Origin of the sequence: Streptomyces sp. CC53, from assembly GCF_001865245.1 — a bacterium.
Classification (GTDB): domain Bacteria; phylum Actinomycetota; class Actinomycetes; order Streptomycetales; family Streptomycetaceae; genus Streptomyces.
Map to the genome: position 1 here is coordinate 20,953 of NZ_MKXB01000112.1, position 17,582 is coordinate 38,534.

General features: G+C 74.2%; 17 protein-coding genes. 8 read left to right on the forward strand and 9 right to left on the reverse strand.

Annotated elements, in window-relative coordinates; genetic code table 11:
- Window positions 1–182 precede the first annotated feature (182 nt).
- The gene (locus BJP40_RS11115) at window positions 183–1,058 is read left to right on the forward strand and encodes a Bax inhibitor-1/YccA family protein (RefSeq protein WP_071280231.1); all 876 of its coding nucleotides are present in this window, start codon (window positions 183–185) and stop codon (window positions 1,056–1,058) included.
- 81 nt (window positions 1,059–1,139) lie between these two features.
- On the opposite strand, the gene BJP40_RS11120 is transcribed toward BJP40_RS11115, so the two are convergent.
- Entirely contained in the window at window positions 1,140–1,370 is a 231-nt protein-coding gene (locus BJP40_RS11120; RefSeq protein WP_071269192.1) for a DUF4287 domain-containing protein, read from the reverse strand.
- A 99-nt stretch (window positions 1,371–1,469) separates the two neighbouring features.
- On the opposite strand from BJP40_RS11120, the gene BJP40_RS11125 reads away from it, so the two are divergent.
- The gene (locus tag BJP40_RS11125) at window positions 1,470–1,823 is read left to right on the forward strand and encodes a hypothetical protein (RefSeq protein ID WP_071280232.1); all 354 of its coding nucleotides are present in this window, start codon (window positions 1,470–1,472) and stop codon (window positions 1,821–1,823) included.
- A gap of 185 nt (window positions 1,824–2,008) precedes the next feature.
- On the opposite strand, the gene BJP40_RS11130 is transcribed toward BJP40_RS11125, so the two are convergent.
- The 3 genes from BJP40_RS11130 to BJP40_RS11140 all read right to left on the reverse strand — a co-directional run bounded on the left by BJP40_RS11130 (window position 2,009) and on the right by BJP40_RS11140 (window position 5,864).
- Window positions 2,009–2,950, reverse strand: coding sequence for a hypothetical protein (locus BJP40_RS11130; RefSeq protein WP_177204356.1), 942 nt, complete (start codon window positions 2,948–2,950; stop codon window positions 2,009–2,011).
- A gap of 457 nt (window positions 2,951–3,407) precedes the next feature.
- Window positions 3,408–4,631, reverse strand: a complete 1,224-nt coding sequence (locus BJP40_RS11135; protein WP_071269195.1) for an acetyl-CoA C-acetyltransferase — start codon at window positions 4,629–4,631, stop codon at window positions 3,408–3,410.
- A gap of 63 nt (window positions 4,632–4,694) precedes the next feature.
- Complete coding sequence (locus BJP40_RS11140; protein ID WP_226962617.1) at window positions 4,695–5,864, reverse strand: SGNH/GDSL hydrolase family protein; 1,170 nt, start codon at window positions 5,862–5,864, stop codon at window positions 4,695–4,697.
- Between the two features lie 154 nt (window positions 5,865–6,018).
- Between BJP40_RS11140 and BJP40_RS11145 the strand changes: the two genes are divergently transcribed.
- From BJP40_RS11145 to BJP40_RS11155, 3 genes are all read left to right on the forward strand, one after another.
- Complete coding sequence (locus BJP40_RS11145; protein WP_071272748.1) at window positions 6,019–7,407, forward strand: cystathionine beta-synthase; 1,389 nt, start codon at window positions 6,019–6,021, stop codon at window positions 7,405–7,407.
- Between the two features lie 792 nt (window positions 7,408–8,199).
- The gene (locus BJP40_RS11150) at window positions 8,200–9,048 is read left to right on the forward strand and encodes a MurR/RpiR family transcriptional regulator (protein WP_071280234.1); all 849 of its coding nucleotides are present in this window, start codon (window positions 8,200–8,202) and stop codon (window positions 9,046–9,048) included.
- 89 nt (window positions 9,049–9,137) lie between these two features.
- The gene (locus tag BJP40_RS11155; protein ID WP_071280235.1) at window positions 9,138–9,704 is read left to right on the forward strand and encodes a hypothetical protein; all 567 of its coding nucleotides are present in this window, start codon (window positions 9,138–9,140) and stop codon (window positions 9,702–9,704) included.
- A gap of 12 nt (window positions 9,705–9,716) precedes the next feature.
- Here BJP40_RS11155 and BJP40_RS11160 read toward each other — a convergent pair whose 3' ends face one another.
- From BJP40_RS11160 to BJP40_RS11180, 5 genes are all read right to left on the reverse strand, one after another.
- Window positions 9,717–10,091 carry a hypothetical protein gene (locus BJP40_RS11160; protein ID WP_071280236.1) on the reverse strand — a complete coding sequence of 125 codons (375 nt, stop codon included), beginning with the start codon at window positions 10,089–10,091 and terminating at the stop codon, window positions 9,717–9,719.
- A 77-nt stretch (window positions 10,092–10,168) separates the two neighbouring features.
- The gene (locus BJP40_RS11165) at window positions 10,169–10,612 is read right to left on the reverse strand and encodes a roadblock/LC7 domain-containing protein (protein WP_071272129.1); all 444 of its coding nucleotides are present in this window, start codon (window positions 10,610–10,612) and stop codon (window positions 10,169–10,171) included.
- A gap of 10 nt (window positions 10,613–10,622) precedes the next feature.
- Window positions 10,623–11,399 (reverse strand): hypothetical protein, encoded by a 777-nt coding sequence (locus BJP40_RS11170; protein ID WP_071280237.1) that lies wholly within the window; start codon window positions 11,397–11,399, stop codon window positions 10,623–10,625.
- Window positions 11,399–11,770, reverse strand: a complete 372-nt coding sequence (locus BJP40_RS11175) for a hypothetical protein (protein WP_071265928.1) — start codon at window positions 11,768–11,770, stop codon at window positions 11,399–11,401. Before BJP40_RS11175 ends, BJP40_RS11170 begins: the two co-directional genes overlap by 1 nt.
- A 133-nt stretch (window positions 11,771–11,903) precedes the next feature.
- The gene (locus BJP40_RS11180) at window positions 11,904–13,232 is read right to left on the reverse strand and encodes a diaminopimelate decarboxylase (RefSeq protein ID WP_071280238.1); all 1,329 of its coding nucleotides are present in this window, start codon (window positions 13,230–13,232) and stop codon (window positions 11,904–11,906) included.
- A 114-nt stretch (window positions 13,233–13,346) separates the two neighbouring features.
- Between BJP40_RS11180 and hutU the strand changes: the two genes are divergently transcribed.
- The 3 genes from hutU to BJP40_RS11195 form a co-directional block, all read left to right on the forward strand.
- On the forward strand, window positions 13,347–15,011 hold the full coding sequence (hutU, locus tag BJP40_RS11185; RefSeq protein ID WP_071280239.1) for a urocanate hydratase: 1,665 nt from the start codon (window positions 13,347–13,349) through the stop codon (window positions 15,009–15,011).
- Window positions 15,008–16,279 (forward strand): allantoate amidohydrolase, encoded by a 1,272-nt coding sequence (locus BJP40_RS11190; protein WP_079171084.1) that lies wholly within the window; start codon window positions 15,008–15,010, stop codon window positions 16,277–16,279. The genes hutU and BJP40_RS11190 overlap by 4 nt, the downstream gene beginning before the upstream one ends.
- Window positions 16,270–17,582, forward strand: a 1,313-nt coding sequence (locus BJP40_RS11195) for a formimidoylglutamate deiminase (protein WP_071280247.1), incomplete at its 3' end; no start/stop codon positions are given. The genes BJP40_RS11190 and BJP40_RS11195, both read left to right, overlap by 10 nt.

Below are 17,582 nucleotides of genomic sequence, written 5' to 3' on the forward strand. Positions count from 1 at the left end.
GGCGAATTCCGGAATGTCCCCACCCACGGGCCGGCGACGCCCCCGCGGCGGCTTCCGAGGCAGCGGCCGATATGTGATCGATACGTTCGGCCGGAAAGATCCTCCTGGAGCACTAGGGTGTTTCTTTTGCGTCCCCATTACTCTTGTCGCAAGGCCGCGCACGGCGGCCATGGAGGAGTGAGATGAGGAGCAGTAACCCGGTCTTCTCGCGACGGGGATTCAGCCGCGACAAGGGCTACGCGAACTTCAACGCGCAGCAGCAGGCCGGGGGCCCCGCCGCTGGAACGAACCCGTACGCGACGAATCCGTACGCCACCAACCCGTACGCGCAGGACGCCACGGTCGGCGCTCCGGCGCAGGCCCCGGCCCGTACCGGCGCCATGACCATCGACGACGTGGTGTCGCGTACCGCCATCACGCTCGGCACGGTCTTCGTGACGGCCACGCTCGCCTGGTTCCTGCTGCCGGTCGACGCGGCGAACCTGGGCACGTCGTACGGCATCGGGATCGGCGCGGCCCTCGTGGCCTTCGTCTTCGCGATGATCCAGTCCTTCAAGAGCAAGCCGTCCCCGGCGATCATCCTGCTGTACGCGGCCTTCGAGGGCGTCTTCCTGGGCGTCATCTCCAGCGCCGTCACCACCTACGTCTCCGCGGGCGCCGTCCCGCAGGCGGTGCTCGGCACGATGTCGGTGTTCGCCGGCGTGCTGATCGCGTACAAGATGCGCTGGATCCGCGTGACCCGCCGCTTCTACGGCTTCGTCATGGCGGCGGCGATCGGCTTCGTGCTGCTGATGGCCGTGAACATGCTGTTCGCCGTCTTCGGCGGCGGTGACGGCCTCGGCTTCCGCAGCGGCGGCCTCGGCATCGTGTTCGGCATCATCGGCATCATCCTCGGTGCCTGCTTCCTCGCCCTGGACTTCAAGCAGGTCGAGGACGGCATCACCTACGGCGCCCCCCGCGAGGAGTCGTGGCTGGCGGCCTTCGGTCTGACGATGACACTGGTCTGGATCTACCTGGAGTTCCTGCGGCTCATCCAGATCCTGTCCGGCGACGACTGACCGTCCCGTCACACAAGTGTGAGAGGGCCCGCCCGGCATCGCGCCGGGCGGGCCCTCCGCCGTTCCCGTCCTTCTCCGGAGTCAGAGCAGCTTGCGCGCCGCGCGCCTCAGGTCGTACTCGTGGATGATCGCTTTGGCGTGACCGTAAGCCAGGTCGTGTTCACTCCGGAGCCAGCTCACCTTCTCCTCGAAACGCAGGAGTGAGGGGCCTTCCTCGACGGTGCGAAGCCACTCGGCCACTTCACGGCCGGTGCAGTGGGGAATGCGGGAGAGAAGATTGCGATGGGTTTCCTCGGAGAAGACGTGGGACATCGGCGCCTCCGGACGCTGTGCGCATGTGCTCCTTCACGTCACGGTGCCCGAGTGTTCGCCCGTTGGCAACAGTGCCGTTCCGGCGCGTAGGGTCGCGGCGTGCGTGAGACCACTGAACTGACCGAGGCCGCCGGACGGTTCGCGGACCGGCTGCGGGCCGCCCCGCAGAGCCGCCTTCAGCGGGGCGGGGCGGCCGAAGGGCTCTCCCTGGCCCGGGAGTTGGCGCTGCGGGCCGGCCGCCTGGAGGAGCCGACGGGGCCCTCCAGGGTGATGCCGGACGCGGGCCCCTTCGCCGTGGGGGACCAGCTGGCCGTCGCGGCGGCGGACTTCGCCGAGGCCTGGCACGCTGCTTGCGCCCGGGCCGCCTCGGCGGAGCAGCGCGCAGCGCTGCGCGGGCAGCTGGACGAGGCGGTGGACCTGGTCCGCGCGGCGGCGGCCGGGTCCGGCCTGTAGAAGGCGGGCACGGGCGCCCCGGGCTTTCGGCGGGGCCGTTACGGCTGCCGGGCGACCCTTGTCAGGGCCCCCGTGCGGGTGCCTGACCGCGGCGGTGGTGCGTCCCTGACCGCATCGTGGTCCCGGCGGAGCGACGCGAGGGCACGCCCGTCGGCCGGACCGGCCCGGGAAGCCCCGCGGCGGGCTCAGAGCGACGCGATGACGCGGTCCGCGAGGATGTACACGTTCTCGTCGGTGCCGGCGCCGCAGGAGAACGTCAGGGCGTACGCGCCGGACACCTCGGAGCCCCCCAGCAGGACGGGCGTCGCACCCTCGCGCAGCGCCTCCGCGAGGCGCTCGGCGGTCTCCCGGTGGCCGGGCGTCATGCACAGCGTGGTGCCGTCCGCGAACACGTACACGTCCAGGGTGCCGAGCGGCCCGGGGCGCACGTCCGTGAGCGCCGTGCCGGCCGCGGCGAGCTCCTCCAGGCGGGACACCGTGCGCTCGTGGTCGGTGACCACGGGCGTCCGCACCGGCACGAAGTCCGGGTGCGAGGGGTGGCGGCGGCGGGCCGCAGCCAGCTCGGGGGAGTCCTCGGGGTGGTCGGTCACACCCTCGTGAGCCGTGGTGAGTTCCGGCAGGTCGGCCAGCGGGTCCGCCGTCAGGTCGGCGAGTTCCGCGAGACCGGCGAGCGGGTCGGGGCCCTCCGGGTACGTGACGTCGTCCAGGTCCAGCGCCTCCAGGCCGGTGAAGTCCGCCTGGCGGGGCACGAAGTACGGCCCCTCGTCGTCGGTGGCCTGCAGGGCGGAGGCCCCGCCCAGGAGGGACGCGGGGGAGTCGGCGGCGTCCCGTGCCTCCTGCGCCGCCCAGAACGCCCTCGCCTCGGCCAGCTCGCGCTCCCGCTCCTCGGCCAGTGCCTCGGCGACGGCGGTGCGTATCTCGTCGGCGGTGGCCGCCGCCTCGGCGGTCGGCGCTCCGTCCGTACGGGCGTGCGGCACCGAGAGCAGCGGGAGGTCGGCGGTCGGCCGGGCGGCGGCGAGCTCGTCGCGCAGCGCGGCCATCTGCCGGCGCAGTCCGCGGGCCGTGAACAAGGCGGCGGCGCCCACAGCCGTGGCGGTGGCCGTCGTCAGCAGCAGGGCGAAAGACATGGCGCTCACTGACTTACTCCCGGTTTCAATCGATCCCCCGCACTTCCTACATCAGCTTGTCGTGGAACTCGCCCCCTTGTCAGTGCCTTACGTCACGGATTGCACCGGTTTCTTCTGCCGCCGTTCACCGCTCCCACGGCTGTGACCTGCAAAAACGAATCTCCCCCGGGATGTAGGTCACATCCTGGGGGAGATTCGGTCACGGCAGGGACGCGGAACGGTTAGCCGGGCGTCATACGGCGCAGGTCGCCCCACGCCTCACGGGCACCGGCGGAGCCACCGCCCGACTGCGCCGCACCGGTCGCTGGCCGCACTCAGCTTCGACTCCGCTGCGCTGCGTCTCAGCTCAGCCGCACTGGCTGATGGTCGCGCTGAACTTCGACTCCGCTGCGCTGCGTCTCAGCTCAGCCGCACCGGTTGATGGTCGCGCTGAACTTCGACTCCGCTGCGCTGCGTCTCAGCTCAGCCGCTCGATGACCATCGCCATGCCCTGGCCGCCGCCCACGCACATCGTCTCCAGGCCGAACTGCTTGTCGTGGAACTGGAGGCTGTTGATCAGGGTGCCGGTGATGCGGGCGCCGGTCATGCCGAAGGGGTGGCCCACGGCGATCGCCCCGCCGTTCACGTTCAGCTTGTCCAGCGGGATGCCCAGGTCCTGGTACGACGGGATCACCTGCGCGGCGAACGCCTCGTTGATCTCCACCAGGTCGATGTCGTCGATCGTCAGGCCCGCGCGCTTCAGCGCCTGCCTGCTGGCCTCGACCGGGCCGTACCCCATGATCTCCGGGGACAGCGCCGAGACGCCGGTGGACACCACCCGGGCCAGCGGGGTCAGGCCCAGCTCCCGCGCCTTCGTGTCCGACATGACGACCAGCGCGGCGGCACCGTCGTTCAGCGGGCAGCAGTTGCCCGCGGTGACCCGTCCGTCCGGGCGGAACACCGGCTTCAGGCCCTGCACGCCCTCCAGCGTGACGCCCGCGCGCGGACCGTCGTCCTTGGCCACGACCGTGCCGTCCGGGAGGGTCACCGGGGTGATCTCGCGCTCCCAGAAGCCGTTCGCGATGGCCTGCTCGGCGAGGTTCTGCGACCGCACGCCGAACTCGTCCATCTCCTCACGGGACACGCCCTTGAGCCGCGCCAGGTTCTCCGCGGTCTGGCCCATCGCCATGTACGCGTCCGGGACGAGGCCGTCCTCGCGCGGGTCGTGCCAGACCTCCTCGCCGCCGTTCGCCGCGCGCTCCGCGGTACGGGCCTCGGCCTCCGCGAACAGCGGGTTGTGGGTGTCCGGCAGCGTGTCGGAGTTGCCCTTCACATAGCGGGAGACGGTCTCCACGCCGGCCGAGACGAAGACGTCGCCCTCACCGGCCTTGATGGCGTGCAGCGCCATGCGCGTCGTCTGCAGCGACGAGGCGCAGTAGCGGGTGAGCGTACAACCGGGCAGGTGGTCCATGCCCATCTGCACGGCGACGATCCGGGCCAGGTTGTTGCCCTGCTCACCACCGGGCAGACCGCAGCCCAGCATCAGGTCGTCGATGTCGCGCGGATCGAGCTCGGGCACCTTGGCGAGCGCCGCCTGGATGATCGTGGCGGTCAGGTCGTCAGGCCGAAGGTCCTTCAGCGAGCCCTTGAAGGCCCGGCCGATGGGGGAGCGGGCGGCGGAGACGATCACGGCTTCGGGCATCACGGCTCTCCAGGGAAGGGGTGGGCAACTGAGAGGGAAGTTACCTCTCCGTAGCGCGTGGGGTCACCGCTCGGGGCGTGTGACCCCCACCGCACTTCTAAGCATGCGCTCAGTCCGGCCCGGAGGCCAGCCCCCGCACGGCCGCGCCCCGCGCCGCGTGCCTTGGGAGGCGGCGGCGGGCGTCAGTGGCCGGACTCCGGGGACGGGGCTCCCCGCCGCTCCGCTCCCGACTCCTCCGGGGCGGGAGCCCCCGCGGGCTCCGGGGCGGGCACCCGGGGTCTCCAGCCGCCGGCGTCTGCGGTGCTTGAGCAGCGCCCACGGCGCCCGTACGCCCGTGACCTCCGTACCGGCCTCCTCCGCTGCCTCCGCGGCGGCCTGCGCGACCGGCAGCACCCCCTCGCGCCGGTCCGCGTCCAGGACGTCCGGCTCCGGCCACACCCCGAGCGCCGCGCACACCGACGGCAGCACCGCCATCGCCGCCGTGGCGTACCCCTCCGCCGACGGGTGGTAGTTGTCCACCCCGAACATCTCCCGGGGGTTCGCCGCGAACTCCGGGCCCAGCAGGTCGCCCAGCGACACCGTGCGCCCGCCCTGCTCCACCGCCACGATCGTCTGCGCCGCCGCGAGCTGCCGGGACAGGCGTCGCGCCAGCCACCGCAGCGGCTGGTACACCGGCTCGATCGTGCCCAGGTCCGGGCAGGTCCCGACCACCACCTCCGCACCCGCGTCCCGCAGTCGCCGCACCGCCTCCGACAGGTACCGCACCGACGCCGTCAGCGGCACCCGGTGGGTGACGTCGTTCGCCCCGATCATGATCACGCACACGTCCGGGGTCGGGCCCGGGAGCGCCAGCAGCAGCGTGACCTGCCGTTCCAGGTCGTCCGAGCGCGCCCCGGGCAGCGCCACGTTCCGTAGCTCCACGGACCGCTCCGCCACCTGCGCCAGGCCCGACGCCAGCAGCGCCCCCGGAGTCTGGCCCGCCCGCCGCACCCCCTGCCCGGCCGCCGTCGAGTCGCCGAGCATGGCGAGCCGCAGCGGTATGCCGTCGAACGCCCGCCCGTACAGCCCGTCCGCCGCCGGCGGCAGCGGGGCCACGCCGCCACCCACCGAGCGCTTCGCCAACTGCACCTCGGCCAGGACCACCCCGACCGCCGCCACCCCCAGCAGGCCGAGGCCGCCGCCCCCGTACGCCGCGCCCGCGGCGATCCGCCGTGCCACTCGTGCCCTCGACATGGACGGCCACCTCCTCCCGTAACGGCTCTCCGTACCACTGTGCACACCGTGCGTGAACACCGTCTCTGAGGTTCCTGCCCCGTAACCGCGCCCGCCTACGCATCCACTCGGCTTACGCTGGCTGGACCACTACGGAGACCCCGGAGACTTAACGGTGCGATACCACGACTCGATGATCAGCCTCGTCGGCAACACCCCGCTGGTGAAGCTCAACAGTGTGACCGCGGGCATCCAGGCGACCGTCCTGGCCAAGGTCGAGTACTTCAACCCCGGCGGTTCGGTCAAGGACCGCATCGCCCTGCGCATGATCGAAGCGGCCGAGGCGAGCGGTGAGCTCCAGCCGGGCGGCACGATCGTGGAGCCCACCTCCGGCAACACCGGTGTCGGCCTGGCGATCGTGGCCCAGCAGAAGGGCTACAAGTGCATCTTCGTCTGCCCGGACAAGGTGTCCACGGACAAGATCAACGTGCTGCGCGCGTACGGCGCCGAGGTCGTCGTCTGCCCGACGGCCGTCGACCCGGAGCACCCGGACTCGTACTACAACGTCTCCGACCGGCTGGTGCGGGAGACCCCGGGGGCGTGGAAGCCCGACCAGTACTCCAACCCGAACAACCCGCGCTCGCACTACGAGAGCACCGGCCCCGAGCTGTGGGAGCAGACCGACGGCAGGATCACGCACTTCGTGGCGGGCGTCGGCACCGGCGGCACCATCTCCGGCACCGGCCGCTACCTGAAGGAGGTCAGCGGCGGCAAGGTGAAGGTCATCGGCGCCGACCCGGAGGGCTCCGTCTACTCGGGCGGCTCGGGCCGCCCCTACCTGGTCGAGGGCGTCGGCGAGGACTTCTGGCCGACCGCGTACGACCAGAACGTCACGGACGAGATCATCGCGGTCTCCGACAAGGACGCGTTCCAGATGACCCGCCGCCTCGCCAAGGAGGAGGGCCTGCTGGTCGGCGGCTCCTGCGGCATGGCCGTCGTCGCCGCGCTGGAGGCGGCCCGGAAGCTCGGCCCGGACGACGTCGTCGTGGTCCTGCTGCCGGACAGCGGCCGCGGCTACCTCAGCAAGATCTTCAACGACGAGTGGATGGCGGACTACGGCTTCCTGGAGGAGGCCGGCCCGTCCGCGCGCGTGGGTGACGTGCTCGGCGACAAGCAGGGCGGCGCGATCCCCACGCTGGTGCACATGCACCCGGAGGAGACCGTCGGCCAGGCCGTCGAGGTGCTGCGCGAGTACGGCGTGTCGCAGATGCCCGTCGTGAAGCCGGGCGCCGGCCACCCCGACGTCATGGCCGCCGAGATCGTCGGCTCCGTCGTCGAGCGGGAGCTGCTGGAGGCGCTCTTCACCCAGCGGGCCTCGCTGAACGACCCCCTGGAGAAGCACATGAGCGCCCCGCTGCCGCAGGTCGGCTCCGGGGAGCCGGTCGAGGACCTGATGGCGGTGCTCGGACGGGCCTCCGCGGCGATCGTGCTGGTGGAGGGCAAGCCCACCGGTGTGGTGAGCCGCCAGGACCTGCTGGCGTTCCTGGCGCGCGACGCCAAGTAGCACGGGCTGCCGCACCCGGGCGTGCGGCGGACGCTCACGGCCCTCCCCGCCGGTCCGGCGGGGAGGGCCGTGGGCATGCCGGCACCGTGCCGCACCGCTGGGGCCACGGTGCGGCGGTGCGGCACGGTGCCGGTGGGCGGGCCTTCCCGCAAACGGTACGAGCACGTCACGTACCGGCAGCACCGGCTTAACACGGCTCCGGCACCTTTGAGTTGTCGGCGTCACGGACTTCCGGAGCGGCTCCCGGGCCTCCGTCACGACGCCGCCGGACGCGGAGACCGGCCCTGACCCGGGCCCGTGTCCCCCGCGGGGACCGCCGTCGTCCCGCCCCCCGGAACCGGGGGTGCGGCGGTCCCCGCACGATCCGCTTCCCGCCTCCTGCCCGCCGGGCGGATGCCGTCCACGCCGGGCGCCCCGCCGGGACCGGCAGCAGGGCTGCCCCCTGGCGTGGGCGCGCCTCCCGCCACGCCGACCGCCCGTCCCGCGCCCCGGCGGCCCGTCCGCCCTCCGGCCCGGGGCGGTCCGCGGCCACGCGCGCCGCGACCGGCCGCCCCGACCGGCCCCTGTTCCGCCGCGGTTCACAGGACGCGCCGCGGGCCGCCCCCGGTCGGCCACCCCGTTCGGTCGCCGCTCCCGCCGCACCGGCACGCACGCCCTGGCGTCCCGGCCTGCTCCGCCGACGGCGGCCACGGGCTCTCCGGAGCCGTGCCGTGCGGGCCCGGCTGCATAGGTGCATGCAGAGGCGTGGGAATCTGAATAGTGCGTGCGGCGGTGACGGAGAAGGGGAGCATCATGAACGACGGTCCGGGAGCCCGGCTGCAAGCGCTGTTCGAGGGCCACCGGCTGACGCCGACCCAGCGGCGTATCGCCCACTGGATGGTGCGGCGCGCCGCCGACGTGCCGTTCCTGTCGAGCGTGGAGCTCGCCGAGCTGGCCGGCGTCAGCCAGCCGTCCGTCACCCGCTTCGCGGTGGCGCTCGGCTTCGACGGGTACCCCGCCCTGCGCAGGTACCTGCGGGAGGAGGCCGCGCCGGGCGGGTCCGGGGCCGCCGCGGGCGACGGCGACGAGGGCAACGCGTACCAGAAGGCGGTCCGCGCCGAGATCGCGAACCTGCGCCACCTCGCCGACCTGCTCGCCGACCCCGAGCCGGTCGAGCGGGCCGGGCGGCTGCTGGCCTCCTCGCGACCCCTGCCCGTCCTCGGGCTGCGGGCGTCGTCACCGCAGGCAGGGGGCTTCGCCTACTTCGCCGCGAAGGTGCACCCGGACGTGCGGCTTCTCGACGAGGGCGGTTCGATGCTCACCGACCGCATCGACGCCGCCGTACGGGCCGGGGCGTCCGCGCTGCTCTGCTTCGCGCTGCCCCGGCATCCGCGCGAGGTCGTCGACGCCCTCGCGTACGCCAAGGGGGCCGGGCTGACCACGGTCACCGTCGCCGACTCGGCGTTCGCGCCCGTGGCCGCGCACAGCGACCTGCTGCTGCCCGCGGCCGTCGGTACGGCGCTCGCCTTCGACACGGCCTGCGCCCCCATGCTGCTGGGCCGGGTGTTGCTGGAGTCGATGTGCGACGGGCTGCCGGAGGCGCAGGCCCGGTTGGAGGAGTTCGACGCGCGGGCGGCGGCCCGGGGACTGTTCGTCGAGTAGCGGCCTTCTCAGGGGACTCTCACCGAACGCGGGTAACCTTCCGCCGCCGAGACGTACGGAAACCGGACAACCGGACAGGAGGCGGAGCAGTGGCGCGCGAACGGCAGGCGCTGGCGAGAGTGGCCGTGGTGGTACGGGCGGGGGCGGCGCCCCTGGTGTGGTCGGGGCTGCTGGGGGCGGCCGCCGGGGCGCTGCTGCCCGGCGTGACCGGGCGGCGCATCGGTTTGCTGACCGGGCTGTTGCTCTTCCTCGTCGCGGCGGCCGTCGTGCCCCTCGTGCGGCGCGGACGGTACCTGCGGCTGGCGGAGGGGGCCGGGCGGGCCGCCCGCGCCGACATCCTCCAGGACCGTGCCGTGACCCTGCGGAACTGGCGGCGGGGCCGGCGCTGGTGGCTGCTGCTCGCCCTGCCCGCCGCGGTGGCGTCCTCCCTCGCCGTGCCGGGCGCCGTCGGCCTGCTGCTGGCCGGGCTGGGCACCGGGCTGTGGCTGAAGGCGCTGTGGCTCGGGCGGCGGGAGAGCGCCGCCGAGCAGCTGCTGTGGGTGTCGGTGGACCGGCTGACCCGGGGCGGCGCGCCGGTCGGCCCGGGGGTCGAGGAGTTCAGGGCCACGGGTGTCGCCGCGGGCGACGCCGTACCGGGCGGGGCACGGCGCCGCTGAGGCCCCTGCTGCTCAGACGTCCAGCTCCGCCTCGATCCGCCGCAGCTGGTGGCGGGCCATGGCCAGGTTGGCGCGGCCCTTGTCCAGTGCCAGGTACAGGAACAGGCCGTTGGTGCCGCGTGCCTTGAGCAGCCGGATCAGGTGGTACTGGCCGCCGAGGGTGATGAGGATGTCCTCGATCTCGTCCTTGAGGCCCAGCATCTCCATGGTCCGCACCTTGGCGCGGACCACGTCGGTGTTGCCCGCGGCGGCGACGGTGAGGTCCAGGTCCTTGCCGCCGCCGACCGTGCCGAGGGCCATGCCGCTGGTGTAGTCGACGAGCGCGGCGCCGACCGCCCCGTCTATCGCGGTCATGGCTTCCTTGAGGGCGGTCTCCGCGTTGGCCATGATGGTGCTTCCTTTCGTTCGTGTGCTGGGTGTGCCGGGCGTGCCCGGTGTGCTGGGGATGCGGTGTTCGGATGGGGTCAGGGGGTCTGCGGGGGCGGATCGGGGCGTACGAGGGCGCCGTCCACGAGCTCCCCGATGAGGGCGCCCGACCGGCGTCCTTCGAGGTGCAGCCGGCCCACGTTCACCTCGGGCTCGGCAAGCAGGGTGAGGATGGCGGCGCCCCCCGCCGCGTACGCGGCGACGTACCCGTGCTCGCCGCGGAGCAGCAGTTCGCGCAGGCCCCCGACCGCTGCGGCGCCGGCCAGCCCGCGGGCGGCGCCGACGGCGGCGGCGGTGAGCGCGGCGACCGTCTCCGTGTCGCCGCCGGGGACGTCGTGGGCCAGGACGAAGCCGTCGCAGGCCGCGAGCGCCCCGGTGAGCCGGGGGACCCGCGACCGCAGCCGCCTCAGTTCCCCGAGGACGTACGGCTCGGCGGACAGCAGTTGGCGCTTCTCGGCGCGCTGCCGCAGGGCGCGCCTCATGAGGCGGTGTTCACAAGCGTGCCTCCAGAAGGTCTCGGACCCGGCGGAGCAGGTCGACGTCGGGAGCGGCGACAGGTGGGGCAATGGGGGTGCGGGGGGTGCGGTGTCCCCCGTGCGGGGCGCGCGGGGACGGTACGGGTGGGGTCGGTGCGGGCGGGGTCCGCGGTGCGGTGGCCTGGGGGGTCTCCACGAGCCCTGCGGCGGCCAGCCGGCGGACCTCCAGCAGGGTGTGGAAGGCGGGGCGGCCCAGCGTGTGGGCGAGCTGGGTGGGGGTGTGCCGTCCGTCCGCGCGGGCCAGCAGGGCGCGCCCGCGGACGCCGGCGGTGCGGCCGCGGGGCATGCGGGCGGGGACGACGGGCGCGGTGTCGACGACCGGGTGGGGCCACACGCGGTCCAGGAGGGCCCGGCGGCGCAGGGTCTCCCGTTCGACGTCGGCGGCGGAGACCGGGCGGCCGGGTGCCGCGCCGGGGTGGCCGGGTGCGGGGTGCGCGGCGCCGGGCGCCGCGTCGCCGTACCGGAAGCGGGCGGGGCCGCGGCCGGGCGCCAGGGCGAAGAACGCCGCGTCGTAGAGGGCGCCGAGGCGGCAGATCTCCCACTCGCCCGCCCCGACCGGGGGGCGCGGCGCGGCCGTGCCGAGGAGGGCGTCGAGGCCGGGGGCGTACGGGCTCTCGGCGTGCACGACGGCCCCGTCGACGAGGTACAGGGTGCCGTGGTCCCGGACGAGCGCCCCGGTCGCCCGGTCGGCTGCCAGCCGCCGCAGCAGGGGGGAGAGGACGGTCGCCGCCATCAGAGCACCAGCCGTTCCGCCAGGTCCCGCAGGCGCAGCCGGGCGAGGGCGAGGTTGCCGGTGTCCCGGTCGAGCCACAGGTGGAGGAAGAGGCTGCTCTCGAAGTTCGTGACGACGAACCGGAGCACGTGGTAGCCGTTGCCGGACCCGACGATGACGTCCTCCGCGGGGGCGTCCTGGGCGGCGAAGCACTCGTACTCCGCGGCCGTGCGGGCCAGTTCGGCCGCCTCAGCCGCGCTCCGCCCGTGGTCGCCGACCGGTGACTCGCCGACCGCGCCCAGGGCGAGTCCGCTGGTCCAGTCGACGAGCGCCGCGCCGCGCGCACCCGGTAGGGTCATCGCCTCCAGCAGGCATTCGTCAATTCCGGGCACGCGCGAATCCCTCCCCAGGTGTGCGTCACGAGTGTGTGTCGGTGACGGAGAGGTTACGCAACGTCGAGCCTCATGGAGGGACTTCGGGCATTTTCCAGTGGAACGTGCCCCCGGCGCGGTAGGGTCCGCCGTCCTACTCCGCCAGCAGGGCGTCCCGCTGCCCGCCGCCCGCCTCGGCGACGACGTCGGAGGGCCGCTGGGGTGCCCGCACGGTCGCGAAGCGCACGGTCCCGTCGGGCCGCACGGCGTAGCCGTACACGCCGGGCCGGGGCAGCGAGTTGTACCCGTAGTGGTGGGCGAAGTAGTAGGCGCCGGTGTCGAGCGCCGCGACCACGTCGCCGGGTGCGAGCGGGGGCAGCGGCCGCGCCACGGCCAGCAGGTCCCCGGCGAAGCAGGCGGGGCCCGCCACGTCCTGGTCGACCGGTGGGCCGGTCCGCGGGACGCCCTCGGCGTCGTACACCGCGAGGCGCAGCGGCCAGGACGCCGGGTCGTAGACCGTCCTCGTCGCCACCTGGACGCCCGCGTGGGTGACCGCGATCGGGCGGGACCCGGACGTCTTGGTGTACTCGACGCGCGCCAGCAGCGTGCCGTGCTTGGCCAGCAGCGACCTGCCGAACTCGGTGACCAGCCCGTACCGCCCGTCGAACAGCCCCGGCACCTCGGCGGCGAGCAGCCGCGCGTACTGCCCGTACGTCGGCGACACGGCGTCCGAGGCGAAGTTCACCGGCAGGCCGCCGCCGATGTCGACCGTGTCGACGCGGCGGTCGCCGGCGGCGGCGTTGATCTCCTCGGCCAGCCCGTACACGGCCCGCACGCCCGCGGCCATCTGCGGCAGGGTGAGCCCCTGCGAGCCGGAGTGCGTGTGGAGGCGGGTCAGCCAGGGGCGGTCGAGGAAGGCGCGCACGATCCACTCCCGCGCTCCCTCGTCGCGCAGGGCCACCCCGAACTTCGACGTGGCCGTGGCGGTGGACAGCGACCCGATGGTCCCGGGTCCCACCTGGGCGTTGACGCGCAGGCCGAGCGGGCCGCGCGGGGCGGGACCCGTCGCGAGGAGGGAGTCGAGGCGGGCCAGCTCCTGCGGGTTGTCGGCGTTGACGGCGACACCGAAGGCGAGGGCCTCGCGCAGTTCGGCGGTGGTCTTGGCGGGGGAGTCCAGGACGGTGCGCTCCGCGGGGACGCCGGCGGCCCGGGCGAGCGCCAGCTCGCCGGGGCTCGCCGTCTCCGCACCCAGCCCCTCCCGGTGCAGCAGGCGCAGGACGGGCACCAGCGGGCACGCCTTGACGGCGAAGGCGTGCAGCACGGGCGTGCCGGGCGCGGTCACCGCGGCGAACGCGGCCCGCAGCGCGGCGGCCGAGGCGCGGACGCCGGAGACGTCCAGGAGGGCGGCGACGGGCGCGGCGTCGGAGAGCAGCGCGTGCGCGACGGCCGCGTGCACGGCCCGGTCGCGGTGGTCGGAGGCCATGCCCTCCAGCGAAACACCCGGCGGGCCGCCGCGCAGCTGTTGACTACATCTATTCAGTGCAGCAGGATGTGAATAGCCCATCGTCAGTCGGACGGTCACGCCAGGAGGCACGCCATGTCAGGACCCCGCCCGGTACGAGCCCCGCGCGGTACGGAGCTGAGCACCCTGGGATGGCAGCAGGAAGCCGCCCTGCGCATGCTCCAGAACAACCTCGACCCCGAGGTCGCGGAGCACCCCGACAAGCTCGTCGTCTACGGCGGCACCGGCAGGGCCGCCCGCGACTGGCGCTCCTTCGACGCGATGGTCCGCACGCTGCGCACCCTCAAGGCCGACGAGACGATGCTCGTCCAGTCGGGCCGCCCGGTCGGCGTCATGCAGACCCACGAGTGGGCGCCGCGCGTCCTCATCGCCAACTCGAACCTGGTCGGCGACTGGGCGAACTGGGAGGAGTTCCGCCGCCTGGAGGCCCTCGGCCTCACCATGTACGGGCAGATGACCGCCGGGTCCTGGATCTACATCGGCACCCAGGGCATCCTCCAGGGCACGTACGAGACGTTCGCCGCCGTCGCCGCCAAGAAGTTCGGCGGCACCCTCGCCGGGACCATCACCCTCACCGCCGGACTCGGCGGCATGGGCGGCGCCCAGCCGCTCGCCGTCACCATGAACGACGGGGTCGCGCTGTGCATCGACTGCGACCCGCGCGCCATCGAGCGCCGCATCGAGCACCGCTACCTCGACGTGAAGGCCGACAGCCTGGACCACGCCCTCCAGCTCGCCGTGGAGGCGCGCGACGCCCGCCGCCCCCTGTCCATCGGCGTCCTCGGCAACGCGGCCGAACTGGTGCCGCAGCTCCTCGCCCTGGGCGCGCCGATCGACATCGTCACCGACCAGACCAGCGCCCACGACCCGCTGGCGTACCTGCCCGTCGGCACCGCCTTCGAGGACATGGCCGACGCCGCCGCCAAGGACCCGGCCGGGTTCACCACCCGCGCCCGGGAGTCCATGGCCCGGCACGTCGAGGCGATGGTCGGCTTCATGGACGCCGGTGCCGAGGTCTTCGACTACGGCAACTCCATCCGCGGCGAGGCCCAGCTCGCCGGCTACGAGCGGGCCTTCGCCTTCCCCGGCTTCGTCCCCGCCTACATCCGCCCCCTGTTCTGCGAGGGCAAGGGCCCCTTCCGCTGGGCGGCCCTCTCCGGCGAGGCGTCCGACATCGCCAAGACGGACAAGGCGGTCCTCGACCTCTTCCCGGAGAACGAGTCCCTCGCCCGCTGGATCAGGATGGCCGGCGACCGCGTCCACTTCCAGGGCCTGCCCGCCCGGATCTGCTGGCTCGGCTACGGCGAGCGCGACCGCGCCGGCGAGCGCTTCAACGACATGGTGGCGTCCGGCGAGCTCCAGGCCCCGCTGGCCATCGGCCGCGACCACCTCGACTGCGGCTCCGTCGCCTCCCCGTACCGCGAGACCGAGGCCATGCTCGACGGCTCCGACGCCATCGCGGACTGGCCGCTGCTGAACGCTATGGTCAACGTCGCCTCCGGCGCGTCCTGGGTCTCCCTGCACCACGGCGGCGGCGTCGGCATGGGCCGCTCGATCCACGCGGGCCAGGTCACGGTCGCCGACGGCACGAAGCTCGCCGGGGAGAAGGTCCGCCGCGTCCTCACCAACGACCCCGGCATGGGCGTCATCCGCCACGTCGACGCCGGCTACGACATCGCCGAGTCCGTCGCCGGCGAGCGCGGCGTCCGCGTCCCGATGCGGGAGGGCGAGTCCGGATGACCGCCGGAGACCAGCGGCACACCGCCGACGGCCCCACCCGGGTGCCGGCCGCGGGCGACTCCTTCCACACCATGTGGGCGGACCTGCGCGGCATCGGCCGCGACAGCGCCACCCGCGGCTACCGCCGCTACGCCTGGACCGGCGCGGACGCCGACTGCCGCACCTGGTTCCAGGAGCAGGCCCAGGCCCGCGGCCTCGCGTACGAGACCGACCGCAACGGCAACCAGTGGGCCTGGCTCGGCGACCCCGCCGCGGGCGACGCCGTCGTCACCGGGTCCCACCTGGACTCCGTACCGGACGGCGGCGCCTTCGACGGCCCCCTCGGCGTCGTGTCCTCCTTCGCCGCCCTCGACGAACTCCGCTCCCGGGGAACGGCGTTCACCCGGCCCGTCGCCGTCGTCAACTTCGGCGACGAGGAGGGTGCCCGCTTCGGCCTCGCCTGCGTCGGCTCCCGGCTCAGCGCCGGCCGGCTCACCAGGGAAGCCGCGTACGCGCTGCGCGACGGCGACGGCACCAGCCTCCCGGAGGCCATGGAGGCCGCAGGGTACGACCCCTCCGCCATCGGCCCCGACCCGGAACGCCTCGCCCGCATCGGCGCGTTCGTCGAGCTGCACATCGAGCAGGGCCGCGCCCTGGACCTGTCCGGCGACCCGGTCGGCATCGCCTCCGCCATCTGGCCGCACGGCCGCTGGCGGTACGACTTCCGCGGCGAGGCCAACCACGCCGGCACCACCCGGCTGGTGGACCGCCGCGACCCGATGCTGCCGTACGCCGACACCGTCCTCGCGGCCCGCCGCGAGGCCGAACTCGCCGGTGCCGTCGCCACCTTCGGGAAGGTCGCCGTCGAACCCAACGGCGTCAACGCCATCCCCTCCCTCGTCCGCGGCTGGCTCGACTCCCGCGCCGCCGACCAGGACACCCTCGACAAGGTCACGGCCGCCGTCGAGGCCGCCGCCCGGGACGCCGCCGCACGCCAGGGCGTGGACCTCGCCGTCGTCCGCGAGTCCTTCACCCCCGTCGTCGAGTTCGAGCACGCCCTGCGCGACGAACTCGCCGCGATCCTCGACGGGGAGCGTCCCGTCCCCGTCCTCGGCACGGGCGCCGGCCACGACGCGGGCATCCTGTCCGGCACGATCCCCACCGCGATGCTGTTCGTCCGCAACCCCACGGGCGTCTCGCACTCCCCGGCCGAGACCGCCGCGGAGGACGACTGCGTCGCCGGCGTCCACGCCCTCGCCGACGTCCTGGAGGGCCTGGCATGCCGCTGACCGCCGCCTACTGGGCCGAGCACGCCTGGCTGCCGGACGGCGGCGTCGCCTCCGGGGTGGTCCTGGACACCGCCGGCGGGCGCCTCACGGCGGTCCGCTCCGGCGTCCCGGCGCCGCCCCCGGGCGCCACCGTCCTGCGCGGCTTCACCCTCCCCGGCCTCGCCAACAGCCACAGCCACGCCTTCCACCGGGCCCTGCGCGGCCGCGTCCAGGTCGGCTCCGGCACGTTCTGGACCTGGCGCGAGACCATGTACCAGGCCGCGGCCCGGCTCACCCCCGACACGTACCACGCCCTCGCGCGCGCCGTGTACGCCGAGATGGCCCTCGCCGGCATCACCTCCGTCGGCGAGTTCCACTACCTCCACCACGCCCCGGGCGGCACCCGCTACGCCGACCCCAACGCGATGGGGGAGGCCCTGATCGCCGCCGCCGCCGAGGCCGGCATCCGCATCACCCTCCTCGACACCGCCTACCTCCACGGCGGGCTCACCGCCGACGGCCACCGCGCCCTCGAAGGACCCCAGCTGCGCTTCGGCGACGGCACCGCCGACGGATGGTACGAGCGGTGGTCCGCGCTCAAGCCCCGCGAGCACGCCCGGATCGGGGCCGCCGTCCACTCCGTGCGGGCCTTCTCCGACGACGACGGCTACGCCGCCTTCGCGGACCGCACCGACGGCTTCCCCGTGCACATCCACCTCTCCGAGCAGCCCGCCGAGAACGAGGCGTGCCTCGCCGTGCACGGCCGCACCCCGGCCCGGCTGCTCCACGACGCGGGCTTCTGGCGGGACACCACGACCGCCGTCCACGCCACCCACCTCACGGACGAGGACATCGCCCTCCTCGGCGCCGCGGGCACCGGCGTGTGCATGTGCCCGACGACCGAGCGGGACCTCGCCGACGGCATCGGCCCGGCCGCCGCCCTCCAGCCGGCGGGCAGCCCCCTGTCCCTCGGCTCCGACAGCCACGCGGTCATCGACCTGCTGGAGGAGGCGCGGGCCCTGGAACTCGACGAACGGCTCCGCACCCGCACCCGCGGCCACTGGACCGCCGCCGCGCTGCTGCGCGCCGCCACCGCCGACGGGCAGGCCGCCCTCGGCTGGCACGACGCCGGCCGCCTGGAGCCCGGCGCCCTCGCCGACTTCACGACGGTCGCCCTGGACACCGTCAGAACGGCAGGGCCGCCACCCCGTCTGGCAGCCGAGACGGCGGTATTCGCCGCGTCCGCGGCAGAGGTGCGGCACACGGTCGTGGCGGGCCGCCACGTCGTACGGGACGGGGTCCACGCCCTGGTGCCGGACGTGCC

Excerpts from the sequence above, each read along its gene's own strand:
- BJP40_RS11135 (WP_071269195.1), bottom strand. The coding sequence starts at position 4,631 with ATGCCCGAAGCCGTGATCGTCTCCGCCGCCCGCTCCCCCATCGGCCGG.
- BJP40_RS11190 (WP_079171084.1), top strand. The coding sequence starts at position 15,008 with ATGACCGCCGGAGACCAGCGGCACACCGCCGACGGCCCCACCCGGGTG.
- BJP40_RS11165 (WP_071272129.1), bottom strand. The coding sequence starts at position 10,612 with ATGAGGCGCGCCCTGCGGCAGCGCGCCGAGAAGCGCCAACTGCTGTCC.
- BJP40_RS11115 (WP_071280231.1), top strand. The coding sequence starts at position 183 with ATGAGGAGCAGTAACCCGGTCTTCTCGCGACGGGGATTCAGCCGCGAC.
- BJP40_RS11130 (WP_177204356.1), bottom strand. The coding sequence starts at position 2,950 with ATGTCTTTCGCCCTGCTGCTGACGACGGCCACCGCCACGGCTGTGGGC.
- BJP40_RS11170 (WP_071280237.1), bottom strand. The coding sequence starts at position 11,399 with ATGGCGGCGACCGTCCTCTCCCCCCTGCTGCGGCGGCTGGCAGCCGAC.
- BJP40_RS11140 (WP_226962617.1), bottom strand. The coding sequence starts at position 5,864 with ATGTCGAGGGCACGAGTGGCACGGCGGATCGCCGCGGGCGCGGCGTAC.
- BJP40_RS11180 (WP_071280238.1), bottom strand. The coding sequence starts at position 13,232 with ATGGCCTCCGACCACCGCGACCGGGCCGTGCACGCGGCCGTCGCGCAC.
- BJP40_RS11120 (WP_071269192.1), bottom strand. The coding sequence starts at position 1,370 with ATGTCCCACGTCTTCTCCGAGGAAACCCATCGCAATCTTCTCTCCCGC.
- BJP40_RS11160 (WP_071280236.1), bottom strand. The coding sequence starts at position 10,091 with ATGGCCAACGCGGAGACCGCCCTCAAGGAAGCCATGACCGCGATAGAC.
- hutU (WP_071280239.1), top strand. The coding sequence starts at position 13,347 with ATGTCAGGACCCCGCCCGGTACGAGCCCCGCGCGGTACGGAGCTGAGC.
- BJP40_RS11150 (WP_071280234.1), top strand. The coding sequence starts at position 8,200 with ATGAACGACGGTCCGGGAGCCCGGCTGCAAGCGCTGTTCGAGGGCCAC.